The 22,408-nt window shown below is 49.2% G+C and carries 27 protein-coding genes; 25 read left to right on the forward strand and 2 right to left on the reverse strand.

Annotated elements, in window-relative coordinates; translation table 11 throughout:
* The 25 genes from KP014_RS09660 to KP014_RS09780 all read left to right on the forward strand — a co-directional run bounded on the left by KP014_RS09660 (position 1) and on the right by KP014_RS09780 (position 19,290).
* A complete protein-coding gene (locus tag KP014_RS09660; RefSeq protein ID WP_036595750.1) occupies positions 1–378 on the forward strand; it encodes a head decoration protein in 378 nt (125 codons plus the stop codon).
* A 31-nt stretch (positions 379–409) separates the two neighbouring features.
* Complete coding sequence (locus KP014_RS09665) at positions 410–1,546, forward strand: major capsid protein (RefSeq protein WP_036595752.1); 1,137 nt, start codon at positions 410–412, stop codon at positions 1,544–1,546.
* Between the two features lie 45 nt (positions 1,547–1,591).
* On the forward strand, positions 1,592–1,954 hold the full coding sequence (locus KP014_RS09670; protein ID WP_090834019.1) for a hypothetical protein: 363 nt from the start codon (positions 1,592–1,594) through the stop codon (positions 1,952–1,954).
* A 9-nt stretch (positions 1,955–1,963) separates the two neighbouring features.
* Complete coding sequence (locus KP014_RS09675) at positions 1,964–2,344, forward strand: hypothetical protein (RefSeq protein WP_036595756.1); 381 nt, start codon at positions 1,964–1,966, stop codon at positions 2,342–2,344.
* A complete protein-coding gene (locus KP014_RS09680) occupies positions 2,341–2,658 on the forward strand; it encodes a hypothetical protein (RefSeq protein WP_036595758.1) in 318 nt (105 codons plus the stop codon). The genes KP014_RS09675 and KP014_RS09680 overlap by 4 nt, the downstream gene beginning before the upstream one ends.
* Positions 2,651–3,100: an HK97 gp10 family phage protein gene (locus KP014_RS09685; RefSeq protein ID WP_036595760.1), complete on the forward strand. Its 450-nt coding sequence runs from the start codon at positions 2,651–2,653 to the stop codon at positions 3,098–3,100. The genes KP014_RS09680 and KP014_RS09685 overlap by 8 nt, the downstream gene beginning before the upstream one ends.
* A gap of 3 nt (positions 3,101–3,103) precedes the next feature.
* Entirely contained in the window at positions 3,104–3,514 is a 411-nt protein-coding gene (locus KP014_RS09690; protein ID WP_036595761.1) for a minor capsid protein, read from the forward strand.
* The gene (locus KP014_RS09695) at positions 3,511–4,062 is read left to right on the forward strand and encodes a hypothetical protein (RefSeq protein ID WP_036595762.1); all 552 of its coding nucleotides are present in this window, start codon (positions 3,511–3,513) and stop codon (positions 4,060–4,062) included. Before KP014_RS09690 ends, KP014_RS09695 begins: the two co-directional genes overlap by 4 nt.
* A 68-nt stretch (positions 4,063–4,130) precedes the next feature.
* The gene (locus tag KP014_RS09700; protein ID WP_036595763.1) at positions 4,131–4,541 is read left to right on the forward strand and encodes a hypothetical protein; all 411 of its coding nucleotides are present in this window, start codon (positions 4,131–4,133) and stop codon (positions 4,539–4,541) included.
* Positions 4,424–4,840 carry a hypothetical protein gene (locus tag KP014_RS28710; protein ID WP_246590686.1) on the forward strand — a complete coding sequence of 139 codons (417 nt, stop codon included), beginning with the start codon at positions 4,424–4,426 and terminating at the stop codon, positions 4,838–4,840. The genes KP014_RS09700 and KP014_RS28710 overlap by 118 nt, the downstream gene beginning before the upstream one ends.
* 3 nt (positions 4,841–4,843) lie before the next feature.
* Positions 4,844–9,502, forward strand: a complete 4,659-nt coding sequence (locus KP014_RS09710) for a phage tail tape measure protein (protein WP_090834018.1) — start codon at positions 4,844–4,846, stop codon at positions 9,500–9,502.
* Entirely contained in the window at positions 9,503–10,303 is an 801-nt protein-coding gene (locus KP014_RS09715) for a phage distal tail protein (RefSeq protein WP_036588969.1), read from the forward strand.
* Positions 10,304–10,317: 14 nt separating this feature from the next.
* Complete coding sequence (locus tag KP014_RS09720) at positions 10,318–12,180, forward strand: pectate lyase family protein (protein ID WP_036588972.1); 1,863 nt, start codon at positions 10,318–10,320, stop codon at positions 12,178–12,180.
* Positions 12,181–12,207: 27 nt separating this feature from the next.
* Complete coding sequence (locus tag KP014_RS09725; protein WP_036588976.1) at positions 12,208–12,480, forward strand: hypothetical protein; 273 nt, start codon at positions 12,208–12,210, stop codon at positions 12,478–12,480.
* A 257-nt stretch (positions 12,481–12,737) separates the two neighbouring features.
* Entirely contained in the window at positions 12,738–13,589 is an 852-nt protein-coding gene (locus KP014_RS09730) for a S1 family peptidase (protein WP_246590687.1), read from the forward strand.
* Positions 13,590–13,664: 75 nt separating this feature from the next.
* Entirely contained in the window at positions 13,665–13,934 is a 270-nt protein-coding gene (locus tag KP014_RS09735) for a hypothetical protein (protein WP_036588978.1), read from the forward strand.
* A gap of 67 nt (positions 13,935–14,001) precedes the next feature.
* On the forward strand, positions 14,002–16,137 hold the full coding sequence (locus tag KP014_RS09740; RefSeq protein ID WP_036588982.1) for a phage tail protein: 2,136 nt from the start codon (positions 14,002–14,004) through the stop codon (positions 16,135–16,137).
* 70 nt (positions 16,138–16,207) lie between these two features.
* Complete coding sequence (locus KP014_RS09745; RefSeq protein WP_036588985.1) at positions 16,208–16,681, forward strand: hypothetical protein; 474 nt, start codon at positions 16,208–16,210, stop codon at positions 16,679–16,681.
* The gene (locus KP014_RS09750) at positions 16,681–16,869 is read left to right on the forward strand and encodes a hypothetical protein (protein WP_036588988.1); all 189 of its coding nucleotides are present in this window, start codon (positions 16,681–16,683) and stop codon (positions 16,867–16,869) included. The genes KP014_RS09745 and KP014_RS09750 overlap by 1 nt, the downstream gene beginning before the upstream one ends.
* Positions 16,870–16,995: 126 nt before the next feature.
* Positions 16,996–17,166: a hypothetical protein gene (locus KP014_RS09755; protein ID WP_175491824.1), complete on the forward strand. Its 171-nt coding sequence runs from the start codon at positions 16,996–16,998 to the stop codon at positions 17,164–17,166.
* 49 nt (positions 17,167–17,215) lie between these two features.
* Complete coding sequence (locus KP014_RS09760) at positions 17,216–17,518, forward strand: hypothetical protein (RefSeq protein ID WP_036588991.1); 303 nt, start codon at positions 17,216–17,218, stop codon at positions 17,516–17,518.
* Positions 17,519–17,522: 4 nt separating this feature from the next.
* Positions 17,523–17,714, forward strand: a complete 192-nt coding sequence (locus KP014_RS09765) for a hypothetical protein (protein ID WP_246590688.1) — start codon at positions 17,523–17,525, stop codon at positions 17,712–17,714.
* A complete protein-coding gene (locus KP014_RS09770) occupies positions 17,704–18,090 on the forward strand; it encodes a hypothetical protein (RefSeq protein WP_036588993.1) in 387 nt (128 codons plus the stop codon). The genes KP014_RS09765 and KP014_RS09770 overlap by 11 nt, the downstream gene beginning before the upstream one ends.
* The gene (locus tag KP014_RS09775) at positions 18,077–19,006 is read left to right on the forward strand and encodes a glycoside hydrolase family 25 protein (RefSeq protein WP_051499380.1); all 930 of its coding nucleotides are present in this window, start codon (positions 18,077–18,079) and stop codon (positions 19,004–19,006) included. Before KP014_RS09770 ends, KP014_RS09775 begins: the two co-directional genes overlap by 14 nt.
* 5 nt (positions 19,007–19,011) lie before the next feature.
* Positions 19,012–19,290 carry a holin gene (locus KP014_RS09780; protein ID WP_036588995.1) on the forward strand — a complete coding sequence of 93 codons (279 nt, stop codon included), beginning with the start codon at positions 19,012–19,014 and terminating at the stop codon, positions 19,288–19,290.
* A gap of 46 nt (positions 19,291–19,336) precedes the next feature.
* Here KP014_RS09780 and KP014_RS09785 read toward each other — a convergent pair whose 3' ends face one another.
* Both KP014_RS09785 and KP014_RS09790 read right to left on the reverse strand, forming a co-directional pair.
* Complete coding sequence (locus KP014_RS09785; protein WP_036604863.1) at positions 19,337–21,142, reverse strand: HNH endonuclease family protein; 1,806 nt, start codon at positions 21,140–21,142, stop codon at positions 19,337–19,339.
* Between the two features lie 365 nt (positions 21,143–21,507).
* The gene (locus tag KP014_RS09790) at positions 21,508–22,245 is read right to left on the reverse strand and encodes a hypothetical protein (RefSeq protein WP_036604861.1); all 738 of its coding nucleotides are present in this window, start codon (positions 22,243–22,245) and stop codon (positions 21,508–21,510) included.
* Between the last annotated feature and the right edge of the window lie 163 nt (positions 22,246–22,408).

The following is a 22,408-nucleotide window of genomic DNA, read 5'->3' on the forward strand; positions in this document are numbered from 1 at the left end:
ATGAATTTGCAACCGAGACAGCGCGTGACGGTGCAGGATGAGTATGAAATCCTCGCCTCGTTTGAAGTGATCCGTGAGGTAGCCAACGGCATTACCATTGATTCTGCGGCGATTACAGCCGACGGTAATGGCGACAAAATCATCAAGAAGGGCATGCCGATGGCGAAGCTGACTGCTTCCGGCAAATATGTGCCGTACAATTCCGCTGGAGCCGACGGCAGCCAGAACCCGACGGCGATCCTGAAGCGAACCGTAAACGTCAAGGACGGCGACCATGTCGTCGGCGGGTACGAAGTCGCCAAGATCATCGCCGCCCGCGTTCCGGTGACCGTTGACGCCACGCTCCGTAGCAAGATGCCGAATATCGTATTCGCCTAATCCTGGTCATAGAAAGGACTGAATTCAAAACATGAACACGATCCAATATCGCTACAAACTCGACCTTCAGCTTTTCGCTGCAGGCGATCCAATTGATCTTACCCTGGAAGAAGCGCTGACCGGGGAAGACCTGCTGGTCTATTCCCGGAACCTCGAAACGTCGAATGATTATCTCCACCCGTTGCTGTTCCCGCCCCGAGAGACTGCGGAACTGACGGTCGACGTTATTCAAGAAGAGTCACCGAGGCTGCCGGTAATGGCAAAGATTGCGGAACTCGGAACCGAGGTGGAATACGCATCACGGGAAGGACTGAAGGGTACTCGCATCGAAATTCCGAAAATCCAGTTGGGCCGCTATATGGACGAACGCCTTGTCCGGCTTGCGTTACAGGCGTCCCAAAGTTACGGATTGCGGTCGGAGGAGCAGAACCAACTCCGTAACCGGCAATTGAATGATGCTCAATTCGCTGTTGATTCCATCCGCGCGCGTCGGGAGTGGGTTGCCTTGACCAGTGTATGGAGCGGAGGAGTCAACTATGTCGAGGGTGATGTTCGAGTTACCGTGGACTTTGGCTATACAACCGAACAGAAGCCGGTATTAGCCGGAACGGATAAGTGGGATGATATCGAAAACTCCACGCCGCTTGATGATATCCAAACGTGGGTTGATGCTTGGAGAGCGAAAGGGATTCGCCTGCGCCGGGCACTTACGTCGCAGAAGATTATCACGCTGCTTCGCCGTAACCTGTCCATCCGGAAGCAATACCACGGCGACCCGAGCGGATCGGCGCAGCCGCCATCCCTTACCAACGGCCAACTGCAATCTGTCTTTGATGAGATGGAGTTCCCGGCAATCGTTGCCTATGACACGCAAGCCCGCACCGAGGATCGCGCGCTCACTGGTGGAAAATTGTCTTTTACCACGGTCCGGATGGTGCCGGAGAATCGGTTTATTCTTCTTCCGGAAGGTCCACTTGGCAATTATCTGTGGGCCAAGACGACAGAGGAAATGATGGCTGAGATTGAAGCAGAGCAAACTGGAGACATGGGCATTTATGTTTTCAGAGATGTGACCAAGAATCCTATCCGCGTTCGCACCGCTGGTGTGGCCCTCAACTTCCCGGCATTTGCTTGGGCCGACTCTGTCGTTTCCGCGACTGTTATTTAAGGAGCTCTTTAGAGGGCTCCTTTTCTTTATCAATAATCAGAAAGGGTGATTGAAGTGGACTTGAAACTGACGGGAGTCGTTAAGCAAGGCGGGAAATGGCGCAAGCCTAGCGACATCATTCGGAAGGTGGATGATGAGATCGCCGAGGAGCTGATCGCTGCCGGCGTCGCCGAGGAAATCGAGCCTCAACCTGAAGAGGATGCATCCGAACTTCAGGAGCTGCGCGATCGTGCGAAGGTGCTCGGCGTGCCTAATGCCGGTCGGTTGGGCGAGGCCAAGCTGAAGGAAGGTATTGCAGAGAAGGACGCTGAGCTGCGAACGAAGGCTGCCGAGCTGGGCATTGAGGACATTGAGGGTAAAACCGTCGAGGATTTGATCGCGGCGATTGCTGAAGCTGAGAAAAAGTAGGTGACGGTCATGCCAACAACGGAAGAAGTCGCCGCTTGGATCGTAGGGAACGTTCTGGATACGGAGGCGTGGGACAAGAAACCGGAGAAACAACCGCTTGCCGTCAAGCAAGCGGAGCGCAACCTCTCCCGCTGGTACCCGGAGGTAGAGTTGATGGTTGAGGTCGTATCCCTGCAGGCGATATGGGAGTTGCAGGGCCTTGACCCCGCTCTCAAATTTCAACGTCACGCCGTTAAGTCGCTAAACGACAACGGCGAGGGTATCACATACAGTGGCATCCGCGATGTCGTGGCGCCGGAGGTGCGCGAGCTGCTCGGCAAGCCTGCATTCGAGCTGGCTGAAGAAGCCGAGGATGCCCCCGGTCCGCAGTATGGCGGGTGCCTGATATGAGCCTTTTTGGTTACCCGGCAACTGTCCAGCATTACCACCCGAGCGTCGATGAGTGGGGCCGCCCGCTGCCGGCGGAGCCAGTCGAGAAGGCGGCCAAGGTCGTCGAGGAGCAGCGCCTGATCCGAAATGCCCAAGGCGAGGAGATCACGGTTGCCTACACCGTGTATTTAGAGGGCGTAAATGCCGTCGGCTTCGACGACTGGCTGCAGTATACGAATGCCCTTGGCACGGAGGTTCGCATCGATGTCCGGCATTACGAGATCCGAAAGTACCTTGGAACGGACGAGGTGAAGGAAGTGGTCATCTATGGGTAGCCGCGGAAAATTCTTCATAGAATTGACCGGGCTTGAAGAGATCATTTCCCACCTGGACGATCTGGAGAAAGATTTGGATCGCCGGATTGATGCCGTATTGACCAAGCTGGCCATGAAGATCATCCACGACGCCAAGCGACTGGCGCCGATCGACAGCGGCGACCTGGAGGCTGCGCTTATCGTCGGTGAGGTCAAACAAATGCTGACTGAGCGGTACATCGAATTCGGGACAAGCCCGGAGGTTGATTCCTACGCAGTCGTGCAGCATGAGGGCTTCAGGAAGACAGCGAGTGGAGCCATAGTCCAATTGACGCCGGGCGAGAAAACCCGAAGCAAAGGGCAGTACAACGGCTATACGCCCGGCAAAAAGTATTTGGAGAACGCGATCAAGATGAACGAAGATCTGATCCGGACCGAGCTCTCCAAAATATTGGAGGGATGAACCGTGCTTGCGAGTGACTTAATCAGCTTCCTGTCGGCATCCGGCTACACCGTTTATCCTGATGCCAATTTCATCCCTGCAGATATTCCGGATGCTAAGCTGCCGTGCCTCTTTGTCCAAGACTCCGGCGGGTACGCTCCGGGAGAGTTTGTTCCGACCGAGCGGCCGACCTATCAGATTATCGTGAAGGGCAAGTCCTACAAGACCAACCCGGCCAACATGGCAGCCGCTGAAGTTGTCGCAAAGGGACTGGTCAAGCGGCTACACCGCCTTGCTAATTACCAGGCGGGCAGTACGCATGTCTTTTCAAGCACAGCCGCGCAGCAGCCGATTTATCTCGGACTTGACGCTATGGACCGGCCGATGTATTCAACCAATTTCATTTTCTATACGAAGGAGGCACCAACCACATGAGTGACGTGAACAATATCTATGCGGGTCCTGGTATTTTCATTTGGGGAATCGAGGCTGACGGCACGGAGGAAACCGATGCAATTACGATTGATTTGACTCAAGGCGGCATCACCTTTACGACCACGACGACCTATTTTGAGCCGGCGACGGACCAGACGGGTACAGCGCCGGTGAAGTCGATTTCTACCGGAACGACTGGAGCAATCAACTTTGAGACTCCGGATATGGACTTCGAAAAGGTCATTCTGTATAACCCGAATGCGGATAAGATCGTAGACGGTACAACGCCGACAAAGGTTAAGTACCAAGTAACCGGTCTGGCCGGCAAGGAACTTCCGCGGAAGCGGGCGGTTATCAAGCCGCAAGGCGTTGACGATCCGAAGAGATTCATCTACATCGAGAGCGTTGGTATCAAGTTCGACATGAATGCGGCTTTCGTTTTGGACAATAACCTCCGGCTTACCGTCTCGGCCATGGCTTATCCGGCGCTCGATGCCACGCCGAAGGGACTGCTTTACACCTGGGGAGACATCACCGCCACAGCTTAATACTGAATTTTAATCACGGAGAGGGCGCGAGCCTTCTCCTTTTTTATTTATAACAAGGGGGAAGGCCCATGCTCAATTTTGGTAAAAAGGAAGTCCTGAAGCTCGGGAACCGGCGTGTCGAGGTCCCTAAGCTAACTCGGAATCGGCTTAAGAAGCTGACCGAGCATGTCGGAACGATTGGAGACTTTTTGGTGAAGTTTTTTCTCACACCGCAAGAAGACCGTTCCGTGTTTATCGTGGCCGGCGCGGACGTGACGATTGACGAAATTTACGAAATCACATCGCTGCTCAGCGATATCGATATAGAGGAGCTGAGTGAGCAGGCAAGTATTGCCGAATGCACGGAATACCTCCTGCTCACTTGGCAAAAGAACGACATGAATGCCGCCCTGGGAAACTTAAAGGGCCTGATTCCGCCGATGGCGCAGCAGTTCGTGCAGTCGATCGTTCAAAGGATGAATCAGGCCGCCGGACAATAACGCTGGATGAGTTTATCCTGCGCTGCTGCATCATCCTCGGGAAGACGCAGTTCGAGGTCGAGAATGAATATTGCCTGATCGATCTGCCGCAGCTCCTTCTGATAAAAGATCAGATCCACGCGGCGGAGCTGCTGGAGCAGATCGATGTTGAATCATTCCCGCACATTATGGACAAGAAGGCGCGGGAAGCGATATTGAAGCGGATCACCCGGAATCTACCGAAGCCGCCTAAGGCACCTTCGAAGTCCGCAGAGGAACAGTACCAAGCTCAGCTCGCGCGTATGAAAGGAGGAGGATGAGGATTGCCGGTACAGATCGGAGAATTGCGGGCGCGCCTGACCGCTGAAGCTCAGGGAATGAAGCAGGAGATCCGGAGTACCAAGAAGGATTTCGCAGACCTTGGGACTCAGGCGAAGAAGACGGCTGCCGATCTGAAGGTCTTAAACGACGCTTTGTCCAAAGCAGGATTGAGCGCTGAGCAGATCAAGAAGGTAGCCGAGGCTATGACCAAGCCTGAAAAAGGGGCCAAGGCTTCCGCCGAAGCTGTCAAAAAGCTGGGTGAGCAGGGCGATAAAGCGGCTAAGTCAGTAAGCGAGCTGAGAGAAGCTGTCAAGAAGATTGGCGATGGGAAGAGTGGGATTGACGTTGCAGGCGAATCGATGGATCATCTTTCTCACTCATCTGAAGAGGCGGCCAAAAAGGTCAAGGATGTAGACGACAAGGTCAAGATAACCGGTGAATCAGTAGACAAACTCGGCGGTCATTCACATAAAGCTGTCGGAAGCTTTATGGATTTAAACATGGCTCTGCAGGATGTAGGCGCCAACTCTAAACAGGTAGAACTAATCAACGCCGCGCTACGCCGATCCCATCCAGAACTCCTGCAACAGCAACTGGCGAACGTTAGGACAGAATTGCAATCCTTGGGCATCGGTAGCAAGGAAATCGATGACATCATTGATCAGATGGAACGGCTGAACAAGACGACCAGTGCAACAAGTGCGGAGATTGACGCTCTCGGAGTTGCCTACGCTGCTTTGGCTGTTGCGATTGCTGCGGCTATAGCGAAGGCCGTCCAGACGGCGATGCAGTTTGAGCAGGCTATACAAAATGTCCGGGCGATAATTGAGCCAACGAGCCAGGATTTTGAAGAGCTCCGTAAGACAGCCATTTCGCTCGGAGCGGACACCAAGTTTTCTGCGTCGCAGGCTGCCGATGCAATGGCTGAACTTGGCCAGGCTGGATTTAAGACCAAAGAGATTATCGCGGCAATGCCCGGCGTTCTCTCGCTGGCTGCTACCGGCAATGTCGATCTGGCGACAACAGCGGACATTGCTTCGTCTATTTTACGCGGATTCGGCTTACAGGCGACGGAGACTTCGCGCGTTGTAGACGTGTTAGCGAAGAGCTCAATTGATACGAATGCGAATGTGACCGACCTTGGGATGGCGATGAAATATGTTGCTCCTGTTGCTGCAGCGATGGGCCTGTCCGTAGAAGAAGCGACCGCTGCCGTCGGTGAGCTATCAAACGCCGGCATCAAAGGGGAGCAAGCGGGAACATCGCTCCGGGCGATCCTGCTGGCGTTGGCGTCCCCGTCCAAGGAAGCAGCATTCTACATGGACCGCCTCGGTGTGAGCATCAAGGACAGCGCCGGAAATATTGTCCCGCTGTCGAACCTGATCGGTCAGCTTACCTCTGTATGGGGACGACTTACTCAAGCGCAGCAGGCCGACGTCGCCACAACGCTGGTTGGCCGGGAAGCCGCTTCCGGCTTTATTGCTCTTATTGAAGCCGGGACGGAGACACTCGATGGGTATACGGAATCGCTGCAAGACGCAGGCGGGACAGCGGAACGTGTTGCCGGTACGCAGATGGATACACTCAAAGGTTCGGTCGATAACATGACCAGCGCCTTGGAATCTGTCGGCATCACGGTAGGCGACACATTCCTCCCCTCGGTGCGTCAGGCTGTTGAAGGGATTACAGCATTGCTGACTGGGTTCACTGAACTTGATCCGGCAGCACAGAAGTCGATCGTCACCTTTACAACGGTCACGCCTCTGGTACTCGGATCGGTGACGGCATTCTACACCTTGAAGAAGGCCATAGACGCCGCTCGCATATCGATGGCCGCTATGGGAATGAGCATACCTGTTGTTGGACAGATCGCATTAGTAATTGGTGCAGTAGCAGCCGGAGCCGCCTATCTTGCTGGTGAATATGCTGACGCCAAAGAAGCAACCAAGAACTTCGAGGAGGCACAGAAGGCGCTCAATCAGACGCTTAACGAGTCTCCGATTAACCGAACGGTCGATGAACTGAAGAACCTGCGGGACAAGACAGCAGATCTGAACGCTGTCCTTGAAGAGCGAGCCAAGCTGCAGAATCAGCTTAATGATCTTGATTCGCAGATCAAGGCAGGAGAAAACGCACCGGAAATCCTTAATCAGGCTGGCGAGATCAGCGAGAAGCTCGACGAGATCGATAGGAAGCTTCGTGGCATGGGTTATGACGGTGTAGAGAATGCGACGGCCCGCCTCAATGATATGAACAAGGCTATAAACGGTTCAGTCAGCGCGCTTTTCGAGGAACAAAAAGCCAGTGTGGCGACGCTGGCCACCAAAAAGCAGCGCGTCGAGTCAGCGGAAGCTGAAATAGCGACCATCCAGAAACTATCTGCTGCTCAAAAGCTTGATCAAGCCCAGAAGCAGGCGCTAATCAATGCGGTGAACGCCTTGAAGCGGGAGTATCCAGACTTGCTTGCAGTCCAAGAAGAGGATGGACGCATTCGTGTTCAGAACATCGGTACGATTCAGGATCAGATCAATGCGGATAAGACTATGACCAACAATGCGGCTACCAATGCTCGGGTTCGGATTGAGAACCTTGCCGCCGAAGCAAAGGCGCAGCGGGCATCCGTCGAGGCCCAAATTCAGAATTATAGCAAATTGCTCTCTGCCATGGCCGCTGTTTCCGGAGCGAGGGCGTCGACCTTTGCTGAGTCCGTAAAGCAGGGCGAGCAGCGAATGAATGGCGGTACACCAAACGTGATGGATATCGTAACGAGCACGGCAAAAGCCCAGGCAGCGGCGGAATTGAAGGCACTAACCGAGCAACAGGTGAAAATAGCGGACAAGCAGCGGGAGATTGAGAAGGCAGCGGCTTCCCTTTCCTCCGGCGATTTTTCCTTAGGGGCCAATACCAAAGGAGCGCCAATCGATCTGAGCGCTCCGGCTAAAGTTAAAACGTCCAAGCCTAAGACGGAGAAACCAGGAAAGTCAGCTGCCGAACTCGCCGCCGAAGCCCGCAAGGCGGCATACGAGGCTGATCTAAAGACGGTCCAGTTTCAGGCGGAATACTATGACCTGTCCGCCGAGAAGCAGATTCAGAAGTACGAGGCGCTCCGGAAGAAGCATGCTCAGTTTCTCAAGGAAAGCGTGGATGATGCGCGGACCCTCACACTTCAGATCAAGCGGCTGAACGAGGATTCTGTGAAGGATCGTTACGATTTCTCGGCCACTGTTATCGATCAGGAAATGAAGCGGATGGAGGACGCGGGAAAGTCAGAAAGGGAAATGGCGAACCAGCGGCTTTATATGTGGACTAATGTTCGGAAGAAGTATGCTGAAGACTCCGAACAATATAAGCAGGCTGACGAACAGGTGCGGCAGGCTCGGAAGGATTTGGCTCAAGCCACAATCGAAGAGGAGCGGAACACTTACGAGAAACGGTCAGACCTGATTGACAAGGAAGTTAGAAGACTTGAAGATTCTGGAGCAACCGAAGTCGAGATTGCAGAACTCAAGGTCAAGAAATGGACTGAACTTCGGGACAAGTACGCTGCTGATTCTGAGTATTATGCAAATGCCGACGAGGAACTTTATAAAGCCCGGAAGGAGCTTGTCGAGAAGCTGACAGACCTTGCCGACGACCTGGTTGACAAGGAAAAGGATGCGATCGAGAAAGCGAAGCAGGCTGACCTGGATGCGGTCGAGGACCGAAAGGACGCTTACGTCAACGCACAGGACGCGAAGATCAAGGCGATTGAGGACTTGATGGCAGCAGAAGAGCAGATGAATGCCGATGCTGATTACGAGTCGCAGCTCGCTGCAAAAAACGCCCGTATTGATCTCCTGGCCACCGCTGTCGGTCCAGAAGGCAAGAAGGAACGCGAGCAGCTGATCAAGGAACGAGATCAGATGGTGCTTGAGCACGGTCGTGATCTGCGAAAGCGTGAGCTTCAGTCGAAGAAGGATGCGCTGGAGGAAGAGAAGGACGCGCAATCCGCCGCCTTTGATGCGGAGAAGGATGCCAAAGAAGCGCAGTACGATTCCTTAAAGGAGGCATTCGATAATTATTCCGGCGATATCAAGACGATTGAATCCGGCATTGCAGCCTTCCGTGTTTCTTCCGCCGGAGGGGCAAATCAGCTAATCCTTTCGGACCTCGATACCTTTATAGTCGACTACAACGCCAAAATGGCGCAGATCGCTTCAAACAATGCCGAAGCGAAAAAAGCCGCCGACCTTGCGGAGTACAATGCGAACAAGGATGCCTACGATGCGGCAAAGGCGACGGGGAACAAGGCGGAAATGGCGCGGCTGTCTACGCAAAATCAGCAGATTCGTGATCTTTACGGGATCACGACCGATACCGGAAAACTTCCTTCCTTTGATGTTGGGGGAACTGTGCCCGGACCATGGGGCGCTCCAGTACCTATCCTTGCTCATGGCGGCGAGATCATTATCAATCCCGAACAGCAGCGGATGCTATTCCGGTTGCTGGACTCCACCCGCCCGGTAAGCCCGGCAGGCGCCGCCAAGTCAGAGACTGTCATTCACAACACCTTCGACATGTCAGTCAACGGTGTGACGCTGGAAGACCGGGCTGACACCGAAATCCTTTACTCGGAGCGGGAAAAGACGGCACGCCGACTGCAGACGATGGGGGTGAAGTAGATGGAGGACTTTGACGTCTCGATCAATGGACAGTGGCTCTCGGAAATCGGCGCACAGCTGGTAAGCCGGGATATACCGATGCTGCCGGAGACGGAGGAGAACGCCGTCAAGCTTGCTGGGCGGGATGGACAACTGAATTTCGGCAGCACTTATGGTGCTCGGCCTATAGGCTTGGGCCTTTTTGTCATGGGCGATGATTATGACGGTGTCGTCGGTAAGCTGGCCAGTATCATCAATATTCGGAGGGGCACGTTGGTCATTGTTTTCTCGGACCGGATGGACAAGCGTTATATGGCCGAATATCGGGGGTTCATCAGCTTCGACACCTCGACCGGGAACCGGCTGATTAACGTTCCACTGAAGATGGACGACCCATTCCCGGAGTCGCGGCAGACAACTGAGCTGCGGGAGTACGGCGAGGGGCTGGAATATGGTCAGGGATACTTCTATATCAGCGATTCCTACTTTACCATCACGGCGAGCGGGCAGACGGTCACTGTCAATAATGATGGCTCCGACGTTGCTTATCCGCTGATCCGGATAACCGGAGCATTCACGGACCTGTCGCTAAGCGACGGAGACCAAGCTTTCACCTTCTCCGGCTCAATCGGGGGAAATGATGTTCTGGAGATTGACTGTAATCCGTCGAAGTGCCGTGTCCGCCTGAACGGGCAGAACGCCTTTTCGCGGAGCAACGGGGTTTTCTTCGCGCTGGCTCCCGGGGAAACGACCTTCACCGTATCGGCAACAAGCCCAAGCTTCACACTGGAAATCATCTACCGCTATAAATATCTGTTCTGAAAGGAGGACCAGACATGATCTTTAATCGAAGAGTAATCACTAAGTTTCTGGACCTAGTAGATCTTCAGCGTCACAATGACAACTACGCCGAAATCGAAGCCGATCTGACCGATCACGAGGAGCGGATCACGGTCGCTAAGGATGATATCGACAACCATAAGGCTTCTACGACCGCGCATGCTGCTGAGCACATCACATATGCCGGACCGGTTGCTGGCGCCTCGGACATTAAGGGCGCGGTAGACAGCGTGCAGCAGCAGCTCAATACGGCAGTCATGGAGGGAGATAGTGGGCCAGCAGCGGCGCAAGCGGCGATCGATGCAACGGGCCACGATTACGGAAATCTTAAGGTGCGGCTGGACACGGAGCATACCGCCGTTAGTGCGCAGTTGGCGGAGATTGCGAAAAATACAACGGTTATCAATGTCGCAAAATTTGGGGCCGTCGGCGACTATGATCCGGATACAGGGACAGGAACGGATGATACGATTGCCATTCAAAACGCCGCTGATGCACTTTATGCTTCTGGTGGTGGAGTACTATATTATCCCGAAGAAGCTTACAAAACGACTGCACCCATTTTAATGAAGCTACCTGCTACAGATGGAGGTTATGATTTTCCTCCAATTGTTTTTCTTGGAAAGGGAAATCGGGGAAGCGCCATTATTAAAGTCGGAACCGCTCAATCGTACGGCTTGGATGCGACAGTTATCCTCATTAAAGGTTCGACCATGAATCTGGCAGATGCTTTTTCCGCCGCAGGATTCAAAAATATTAGGATCACGAATACCAGTACAGGCAATACCACCTATGCTGTATATGGAGATAACGGGTCAAGAGTAATTGCGGAATATTGCTCATTCGTTACTAGTAAAGATTTACCAACCGTTTCTACTCATGATAGGTACGCATTCTATATTAGGTCTATGTGGGCATGCAGTCTTCGAGACTGTACGTTCAGCGGTGATTATGGATTTTATATTGCGTCTAATAGTACCAGCACTTTACTTGAAAATTGCTTTGCGAGTACTGACAAAACCGCCTATCACATTGTCGGTGTGTATTCCACGATAATCAATACTTACGGTGATTTTTGCAATGGAACGATGTATCACTTTTCCTTCTGCTCAGTTCATTGTACCGCTATTGGCGGAGAGAGTCCCAACTGCGACACCATGATAAGGTTAAGTAATAGTCAGGTCACAATCGACAATGCTTACTTTTTTCAAAGTAATTTGGATGCAGGGACTGTGATCAATGCGAACGGCAGCACCTTGCGGATTAGGCAACTTAATATGATTATGGGCGCTACCTTAGCCGGGTATCTTTGGACAGCGGGTACGAACTCAAATATTATCGTCGAAGCATTATTAATGAATGGCCCGACGAAGTTTAAATACTCAGAAATTAGCACAATGAGCAGCGACAATATAAGTGTATTCGTGAGTCCGCTTGAAGCACCAATCACCAAAGGAACTACTGGGCTGTTGCCGTTTCGTTCAACCGGATACTGGGATTGGTATTTAAATACTCCAGCCATCCCCATTAACAATATCATCATGGGGCTAAAAGGACCGACGACTGCGGCTGATGGTTCTGATGTACAGTGGGATGGCGGCGCTAAGGTCAATAATTTCTACCTCAATTCTGACTTTGCTAATCGCCTTGTGCTTGGATGGGCAAGAATCGCCCAAACCAGTGGAACGTTGAGAGACGGCACAGTGGTCTATGCTCCACTTGCAATTTCTTGTACGACTGCGAATAGACCGACTAATCCGTATACTGGGATGATTATCCATGATCAAACACTGGATAAGCTGTGCTGGTGGAATGGCACAAATTGGCGGACGTTCAATACAACGGGTATTAATGCTTGATGCACAGTTCTAGAAAGGAGAAATCAAATGGCCTTACAAATGACAGTGACAACAGCGCACGGTATTACATTGGACGCTGCTTACCTTCGCATTGATGAGCAAAGCGGGGATAAAGGGAATGTGAATCTTCGAGTACACACATACACCACTTTGGAAAATTGCCAAGCTGGCTGCCCGTGGATCGAAGAGAAAATTTATAACTTCGTCCCTTCTGTAGCTGATGACGCACCGAACTTTATCAAACAAGGATATCAATATCTTAAAACATTGCCAGAGCATTCGCAGGCAGTGGACGCGTAAAGGGGGATATAATGTCATGGGTCATTGTAAACATGAAAAGGTGTATGCTATGTACGTACTCAACTGCAACCCACCTTTACACCCATGGATATGCAGCAAATGTGGCGAAAAAGGGAACGAAAGGTACTCTTTGTCGAAAAGACCTTATGACTATGAGCGCATAGTGAGTAAATTCAAGCCTTCACAATAAAGCTTGTCTAGTTGCCTCCGATTGTTCCATAATAAACCTTGTAAATTATTTACGGGGGATGAGTTATGTGGAAATTAAAACGGGGCTTTCAGAACATCTAATGTATTCTACTGTTAGAATTGAGTGTCTGCTTGGCGACGGAACCGGAAGTACAGGAACTGGATTCTTCTTTAGTTTTCTAGAGGATGGCAATATGCACGTACCTGCTATAGTGACTAATAAACATGTCGTTGCAGGAGCCATACAAGGCAGATTTCTCATGACGGTATCTGATTCGGAAGGAAATCCTAAAAATGAAGAGCACTTACCTCTTCAGTTTGATCAATTTCAAAGTATGTGGATATTTCACCCAGATCCTAATGTGGATCTGTGTATTATGCCAATTGCACCATTATTAAAACAAGCAGACGACATAGGAAAAAAATTATTCTTTTCCAGTCTTACAAAAGACCTTATTCCTACCACCGAACAGTTATCAGAATTGAGCGCGTGTGAAGACGTAACCATGGTCGGTTATCCTATTGGGATATGGGACCAGATAAACAATTTACCTCTCATTCGTAGAGGAATCACAGCAACACATCCGAAGTTTAATTACAATGGAAAAGAAGAGATTATGATCGATGCTGCATGTTATCCAGGGTCAAGTGGTTCGCCTGTTTTGGTTTTTAATGAAGGGTCTTTTCTTACAAAAAACGGATTAATGGCGGGAACCAGGGTGTTGTTTTTGGGTGTGATGTATGGAGGCCCACAATTTACGGCTACTGGAGAGATAGCAATGATGAATATCCCCACTTCTCCGAGACCAGTAGCGTTTTCTCACATACCTATGAATTTGGGCTTGGTAATCAAAGCTCACAAAATTTTGGATTTTGAGGAATTGTTATCAACTCAATATAAAGAACGTCTGTTTTTGTAGGGCCATATTGTTTACTAATTCTCCATTCTTACTTTCTTCCACTTAGTGTAAAATTGTTTAAAAGGGGTGATAAAAATGACACGATTAGTCGGAAGTGCTGGAGATGGCGAAAAAATTATCAAGGCGTGGAATAATTTTAGTTTCAAAAAGGACGAGACTAAAAGTAAAGAAGATTTTTACTTCTTTGACGTATCATTCAAAGGTCAAACTGGCTTCCTGAACTTCTATGTCAAAGATGGAGACGTCAGGGATGTTACAATTGATCTCGACTTCCAAAGACCATTAGGATCATACAATGATCCCACTCTGAGAAGCGTTGCTACAAAAATTTTCAATTCCTTGTAATTAGATTTTTAAAAACCACACTCATCCCGGGTGTGGTTTTTTCATGTCCTAGAAAGGGGGAACTGCTATGCAGTACCTCAAATCCTTCGACCGAAACCGCTCCCCGACCGGACTGCTGGTTTCCGTAACCGAAGTCCAGCGCCGCCGCCGGATCAACAGCGACTACGAGCTTTCCTTCATGGTCCCGATGACCAGCGACGACTACAAAGAGAAGATCATCCCTAAAGGCCACGTTCAAGACGAGCGTGGCCAATTTTATGTCGTCCAGAGCCGGGCGCGTGATCGGAGCAACAAGGCGCTAACAGCCCAAATCGTCTGCACACACATCATGTTCAAGATGATTGACTTCAAGATACCGTACGACCAGTATATTGACGAGGCGTACGGTATTCACATCAGCACGCTGCTGGACAAGATAAGCGCGGCTACGGGCGGCGTTTACACTTTTGTCACCCATGATACCTTCGACCTTCGGGACGTTAAGGATTGGGGCCGAACGACAGCGCTGGCCGCCCTGCAGGATACTGTTAACCTGTACGGCTGCGAGATTGAGCCGGATAACTTCGTCATTCACCTGTACAAGAAGATCGGCTCGGACAAGGGTTTCCAGTACCGGTTGGGGAAAAACATCATTAGTGACACCTTCAAAGACGACTCCAACTCTCTTGTCACCCGGATGTATTCACAGATGAAGGACGGTCGGACCTTCATTGGTCTTTCGACCGACAACCTGACAGTGGAGGAGCTCAGCCTGCTGCAGTCGGTGCCCGGCTCCATCCAAGACGGCAAAATCATGGTCAATTATCTGATTTCGCCCTATGCGCAGTATTGGACCAATGACGTCAACGCCTTTTACGACGGCGAGCTGATCGATCAGAATATCGAAGATCCAGTCGAGTTACTGAAGGCAACCCGCGAGGCGCTCCGGAAGAAGGAAATGCCGGAATTCGAGATCGGCGTCAGCGCCGCCGACATCCATAAGATCGACAACGAAGAGGAGCCGGCGGGCCTGGGCGACACCGTCTACGCCTACGATCCAGACATGGAGATGACCAACATTAGCTGCCGTGTCATGGAGTTGACTGAATATCCTTTCGCCCGGGACAAGCATTCACAGGCGACGCTGGCCAACTACATGCTGCGGGATGACACGCAGGTGCTGGCGGACCTGGAGCGGAGCAAGCAGGTTCTGAATGATCTTCTGTCCGGCGGGAGGGTGCGGGCGTCGGCGTTTGAGGAGTTTGCGAAGCAGGCGGTCATTGACATCAACAACAGCAAGAGCGAGATCATTTATGACAGCCGCGGTATCGTTCTGCAGGATGTAGACGACCACAATATTCAGGTGATCCAGACTTCCCGGGGGATCATCATCACGGAGGACGGTGGGGCTACGGCGAGGACAGCCATCACGGGCCGGGGGATTGCGGCGGAAGTCATCGCTGGCGTACTCGGCAGCTTCGTCAGCATGGAGATCGGCGAGGGAAACAACGTAACGAAGATCAACACAAACGGGATTTCTGCCGGGCATGCCGACTTCAACAGCGCTCCTTTTAGGCTGGACATGGCGGGGAACCTGCTCGCGAATAGCCTCACGGCAAATTACGCAAATATTCTCAGTTCCCATTTTCAAGACGGGGATATTGTAGGATCCTCGATCAATATCGGTAGCGGAAGGTTTACGGTCAGCTCCGCCGGATACGTCTATGCGGATGGGGGCTTTTATACCGGAGGTACAGTTACCGGAGCCATCATTCGGACGGCAGACCCCGGTGTTTATCCGCGCGTTGAAATCGACCCGTCAAGCATTGCGTTCGGCGTTTACTCAGACGAAAACAACGGAATCCTGATTCCGGCCTATGATGGTGGCATGAGCAGAATCAAATTTCTTGCAAACGGAAACGAGTCAGCAATCTACAATTCCCCCACTGCCGGATTTAACTTTGTCGCTTATGCCGATGCTCGCATTGTAGGTGCACATATATATTTATCATCATCCCAACAGGTGCACATTCCTTCATGGTCCAGCCTTTATTCTGAAGGTAGCTACTCGTCACTTCAAGAGGAATTAAATGCAATATGGGCAGCTATTGCCGGTAAAGCCTCAGCTAATCATACACATTCCGTCACTTTGCCAACCCATAACCATGGTAATGTTGCTAATCAAAACTGGGGCGGGACATTCCAAACGTCCGGTTCTCAGTAATATGAATCTTCATTTACGCCTTTCCGTATTAATGGTAAGATAAGGTAACATATAGGGAGGTAGAGGAATTTTGAAAAAATTTATTGCTGGACTTATATCAGGGTTGCTGCTGATGTCAGCGGCTTCTGTTTTCGGTGAGAATTCGGGAAGCACGGTTCCTGGAACAGTCGTTCCACTGGATTCAACAAAATATCCGCAAGTCGAGTATAGTAAGCCTGGCGTGGCATTAGCCGTATACTCCGGCAAAGATAGTGGATTGTTCATTCCGACTTACGATGCGGACCTCAGCAAAATTATACTAAAAGACAATGGCAAAGAGTCGGTGATTTTTAATTCACCGAAATCCGGCCTTGTCGTAGCAGGACACGATAAACTTACACTGTCCGGGGATACAATTAAGTTGGCCCCAACCGAGCAGGGAAAAGTTATTGTCCCGAACTGGTCCAGTGTATCTAATGGTAACAAATCACTACAGGCTGAATTGAACGATTTACAAAAGCAGATCACAGAATTGCAGAAGCAACTTGCAGACCTTCAAAAATAATGAAGAAGCCCATTCTCTATTTCATCGGCATTCTGCTGCTCATGGTCGCGTTCAGCCTGCTGATCTACCCTACCCCATATAGGTACTTGCAATATATGAATGGTGGTTCGTTCACTCAGATAAAGGTGAACAATTTCACTGGACATACGCAGCGGTATGTTCAAGAGACAGGATGGGTAGACGATTAAAGTTCAAAGTGAGTCCTCTTCGGAGGGCTCTTTTCTTTTTGAGGAAAGGAGGTGGTCCCTCTGGCAAAGGTATCAGGGATAAACGTTAGCATCGACCTTGCCAATCCAGTCAACGAGCTCGTAGATGTGATATCAATCGTCACCAACTCATTGCCCGGCCGGCAAGAAGAGATACTGGAGCAGCTCGACCTGAAGATCGGCGAGGCGATGGCGGAAATCCAGCGAGCGAAGGCAAAGGCGAAAGAGGGAAAGGCTGCAACTGAAGAATCGCAGGAAGGACCGGCACGCTCGGCATAGGGCGTGCTTTTGCTTTGCCTTAATATCAGAGAGAGAAGGGAGCGGGGGAATGGATAGCAACGACGTAACCAATCTGGAGAAACTGCTGCCGCTGGCAGACAAGTACGGCCTAGCCTATGTGGTCGCACTCATTTTGCTCATTATATTGATTTTCCTGCTACGTGCGATCGTCAGGGGTGACTTAGTACCGCGCGAGCTGCTGGACCGAGCGGAGGAGGACCGAGACCGGCTACAGGCCATCCTTGATAAAGAGCGGGCCGACTTTATGGCCCCGACGCTGGAAGTCCTCCAGCGCCTTAAAATCGACCATATCGCGGCCAGCAACGGAAATGACGAGGACAGGGGAGGATAACGTGATGATGAAATGGATCAATCGCCTATCGCCCCAGCACCGCAAGAGAGAAAAGGAGCTGGTGCAAGCATCCGGCCGGGTGACGATAACTATCGCCCGGTACAAAAATATGTCTCAGGAGATACAAGCCGAGATTGAAAGAAATAAGTTTGCTCGGTTTCTTGTTTATGACAAGGGGGATCATCATGCTCATTAATTACTTGCTTATCGTCCTTTACATCGTGGCCATCGGCTGCTCGCTGTACATTATTCACCGCCATAAAGCATATTTCCACGAACGATTCCGGAAGGGTACCATCAGCATTTTTATGCTGGCAATGCTGTTCTTCCTGGCTGCGTACACGTTCAAAATGGTTATCGTTTTGCTGTTCAGGGCAGCCGCTGTTTTTGGGTTCGGATCGCCCCGGCTGGCGGAGTGGCTGCTTTACGGCTGGACGCTGGCACAGATGGGTACGACTGCCGGTCTGATCGCGCTGGCCTGGCTGACGTTTACCGGAAAATACGATCAGTTCATGGTGCTGCGTCGAATGGATAAAAAGATCGAGGAGGACTACGACAATGCAAGCACGTAACAGCAAAAACGCGCAGGGCATCGACATTTCTCACCACAACGGTCCTGTAGATTGGGCCAAGGTCAAAGCGGACGGTATCTCGTTCGCCTTTCTCAAGGCGAGTGAGGGACAGACTTACAGGGACGACACGTTTGCTGTCCACGTCAAAGCCGCCCGCGCTGTCGGCGTTCTGGTCGGTGCTTACCACTTCGTCAGAGCGGTGAATGAGGCGGATGCCAAGGCGGAGGCGGCAAACTTTTTCGCGGCAATCGAGGCTGCCGGAGGCATGGATGTGCTTGACCTGCCGCCAGTCATGGACTACGAGAACAACCCAGGCGGCATCAGCAAAGCAAGGATCAATGCCATCGCCGCGGCATTTCTACTTGAGATCGAGCAAAAGACAGGTGTCCGCCCCATCGTCTACACCGGCAATTCCTTTGCCGCCAATTTCGCCGCGGCCATCGGGAAGTATCCGCTTTGGGTTGCCCGGTACAGCAAGGAGGCGCCGACTGAGGTCACTGCCTGGCCCCGTTGGGATTTCTGGCAGTACAGCGACGGGCAGAACGGGGGAGAGCGGAGCGGAGGCGGGCGCAAGGTAGCCGGCGTTAGCGGGTATGTTGATCTGAACGAGTATGCCGGTACGGTAGCGGAGCTGAAAGCGAGATTCACAAAAACCAAGGGGGCTGAGGTTAAGGTGGCAGAAGGAAAAGCAGAGCGGGATATCGACAAAGTAAGTGGCTGGGCGAAAGATGCTTGGGAAGAAATGCAGGAGAACGGTTATTTCGATGGCATACGGCCCGGCGCGCCGATCACGAGGGAAGAGACGTCTGTCGTGCTTAATAAATTGCGGGGCAACTTCCTCAAATTAATCGCCGGGAATGTGTCGGATATCGAGGCCCTGAAACGGCGCCTGACCCAAATTGAGAAAGGGGAATAAATCACATGAATAATCAAAATCTCACTGACGTTCTGGCCTTCGCCAGCGTCTTGGCTGTATTTGTACTGGCTGGAGTGCAGTTCGTTAAGAGGACAATCACACTGCCCAAGAACATCATCCCGCTGATCGGCGTTGGGATCGGCCTAGTGATCGGTTGGGCAGCTGCGCCGTTTACCGAGCTGGAGTTGGTGCTGCGGTTGTGGTCCGGGGGATTGGCCGGGTTATCAGCGACAGGGCTGTTTGAACTGGTGTTTAATAATCGGACGGGAACAACGAAAGAATAGATTAAACAACTCAATCCCGCCATTTTATTTAATGGCGGGATAAAATTTAGAAATTGAATTCAACTTGGTTGTATACTAAATCCGGTTTTGGTTCAATCTGTGGTGGATCAATGGGATTAGAGGTTGTGTATCTAGGTTTGGGCAACTTATCACGATGATTATTACACCATGGATGCACAACCCTACCATTATTAATCGAATTGGTGCCACCTAAGCTCCTTAATTCAATGTGATCAAACTGTTGTGATACACCTAAGTCTATCGCACCCTTACAAAGCTCACATTTATATGATCCTTCAAAGTATGCAGCTACTTCTTGTTGGATTTTTGTGTTAGAGGAAAATTGAGAGAATGGTTTGCCGCTCTCATTTTTCTTTTTTAAGTACTCTGAATAGGCTTTTGAATCTAAATCTTTAAGGAATATTTCTACAGCTTCATCGGGCGACGTATTAGAAACTTTGCATTTTTTTATACACTCAATAAGTGAGTTGAATAATTCAGCCTGGTTTTTAGATAGCCTACTAGGTCCTCCTTTTCGTCCAAGATGTTTAATTACATGGTCCTTTATTAATATCCACATTTCTTCAAAATAACTACGATGGAGTGTGAACTCTAGCTTTCTATTTAATATTTCTTTTTCGGTACCTTTAAATAGCCACATCAAAAAAGAGAAGAATAACAAATTACTATATTGCCCTTTTGATGAATAGAAATAAAAGACAGGTAATACACCTAAACTTTGAGGGGAATTACCGATTAAGCTAGTTATGTGATATAGTGTCCGTTCAAGTTCATCTAAAGTTGCATCTGCAACAACTTCGTCATTACTTTCATTAGCTAGATGTTTTAAAGTCTCAGTGATATTATTGTCACCTGTTTGACCGTGCTTAATTATACAAAAGAGATACTGCAAGAACTGATATCTATCATAGCTGTTTTGTTTCTTCAACAATATTAATGGATAATCAGAAACTTTAATTTTTGATGGAATGTTATCCGAGGGAGCAAGTAGTAACTTGTAAAGGGTTTGGCTGAGTTTTGTACATTTTTCACCGTGATCGATCCAAAGAGAGGGTTTAGAACCATTACTTATAATCCCGGCCATAGCCCTTGCAACTGGAGATCTCCTATTTTCAATAAATAGCGCTTCTTCGGTTGATAAGGGAGTCCCCCCAGTATTAATATTTACAAAAGACTGTTCAGCATCCTGATATCCACCCGTGACCCATTGAATTGGAACTTTTAATGATGTATTTAAATGGTACATAAATCTGCCCATCTCTTCAATTTTTGGGTCGAGTTCTTCTTTGGGATTCTTTTTTTGATCGACTATTTTTTTGAATTTACTTATCGCTTTGCGACATTCTTCAAAATCTCCTATTGAATCTTTTACAGATTGTCTAAGCCTTGCTGAAGCACGTATTTCATCTTCTTCTAAATATCCATATTCTTTGGCCTCGTCTGAATCTCCCCAATCGTTCGTGATCCATCCTCTTATAGCAGATAATCGATGCGCGCCATCTAGAACAAAAATATGACCTGTTTCTGGATTGAGCCAAAAAATGACGCCTGGAATAACTTGATTATTTTTAAGAGTCTTTAATAAGTTTATGTATTTCTCGTCAGTCCAACTATTTGTTTGTCTTTGAAATTCAGGTTTTCTGAATCTGTCCCATATTGAGAAACCAGAAAAGTCGGGCTGAAAGTCCTTGAAATCTAAGTACTCTTTCTTATGATATTGAACCTCATCAGATACTTTATCAGATAAGTAATCGGTTGTAGTAAGAAGTGAGTCAGATGGGATAATATGATCCAAATTTGCATTCGGGATTAGTTTGATTTTCCCTGCCATAATTACCTCCTGAGAGCATATTTTAATATTTGTATTTTAGGAATAAAATAGTTTTATGTCTATGTGGTAGTATATTTACAAAATCATCCACACTAACCAAGGCGTCATAAAATTGTGGTTGTTAATATTTCTGCAACCTACACCAAGTGCATTACGACCGCCCTGACGCAGTCCAAAGTGTCTGTCTGATTCCGGCTTGACCCCGATCCAATCGGCCACCTGATGGATTACGGCGGGATAGTAGAGGGATACACCCCAGAGACAATTAAGATCGCCGGGAGTCGGTTTTTCCGGGAACGGTTCGAATTTAGGGCATACATAAAATAACCCGACAAGCAAAGAGTCTCGTGGGTTATTTGTCATATTTAGTTCTCGTTAATTTCGATTTCTTTAATAGGAATGTTTATCCTGTAACATTTCACTTCTTTTAACAGATGGGCTTTCCATCTTTCATGGTTTCTTTTTTCTTTCTGATATTGTTTTTCAGATTTATTTTTCTTTTTGGGTTCTGTTAAGGCTACTTTAATTTGAATATCTGTCATAAATAATAACTTCTCGCCGATTGCTTTAGATTCAATCTCCTTATAATTAAATTTATATTTCTTTGCGAATACACTATAGATCGCATCATTTGTCTTCGTAAATAAATTTTTCTTGTAGAAAAGGAAAGGTAGCAACAATTTACGAATTTTTGTTTTTGTGTGAATTCTTTTAATCTCTTCTATCCCATCTTCAAAAGCCAAAGAGATTAAAACATCTCTCCCTACACCAGTTGATCTATGTGTAAGCTGTATAAAGTTTATATTAATATCCGATCTCATGCTTAAGGTTCCTGTAAACCTATTGACGGCTAGGTATTCATTTACATTTGAAAATAAAAATGAGAATGCTGCATCAACACCTATTACGAATAATGTAATGATCCATACTGGTTTCATCAAAGTTATTGTATTTTCAGGGCCAATAATGTCCGAAATCTGAAAAATAAAGAGAATTGAAAACAGGAGTAAGAGATAAGCTAATTTAACGTTATTTTTTGTCCATATTAAATATTTGTGCATCCAAACTCTATAAAGATAATTTAACTTCTTTTTATACTTCACGCACTTAAATCTCCTTTATTATATATTGATTATAAATACAAAAGATTATGTATGTAATATCTTGTTGGTTTGGGATCTTTGCTTCCTCGCAAAAATAGCCTTCTTATCTAAATCGTTACGTTATACTTATATTTAGCCCCTTTCAATTGCAATTTTTTAGTTC

The organism is Paenibacillus sophorae (assembly GCF_018966525.1).
Taxonomy (GTDB): Bacteria; Bacillota; Bacilli; order Paenibacillales; family Paenibacillaceae; genus Paenibacillus_AQ; species Paenibacillus_AQ sophorae.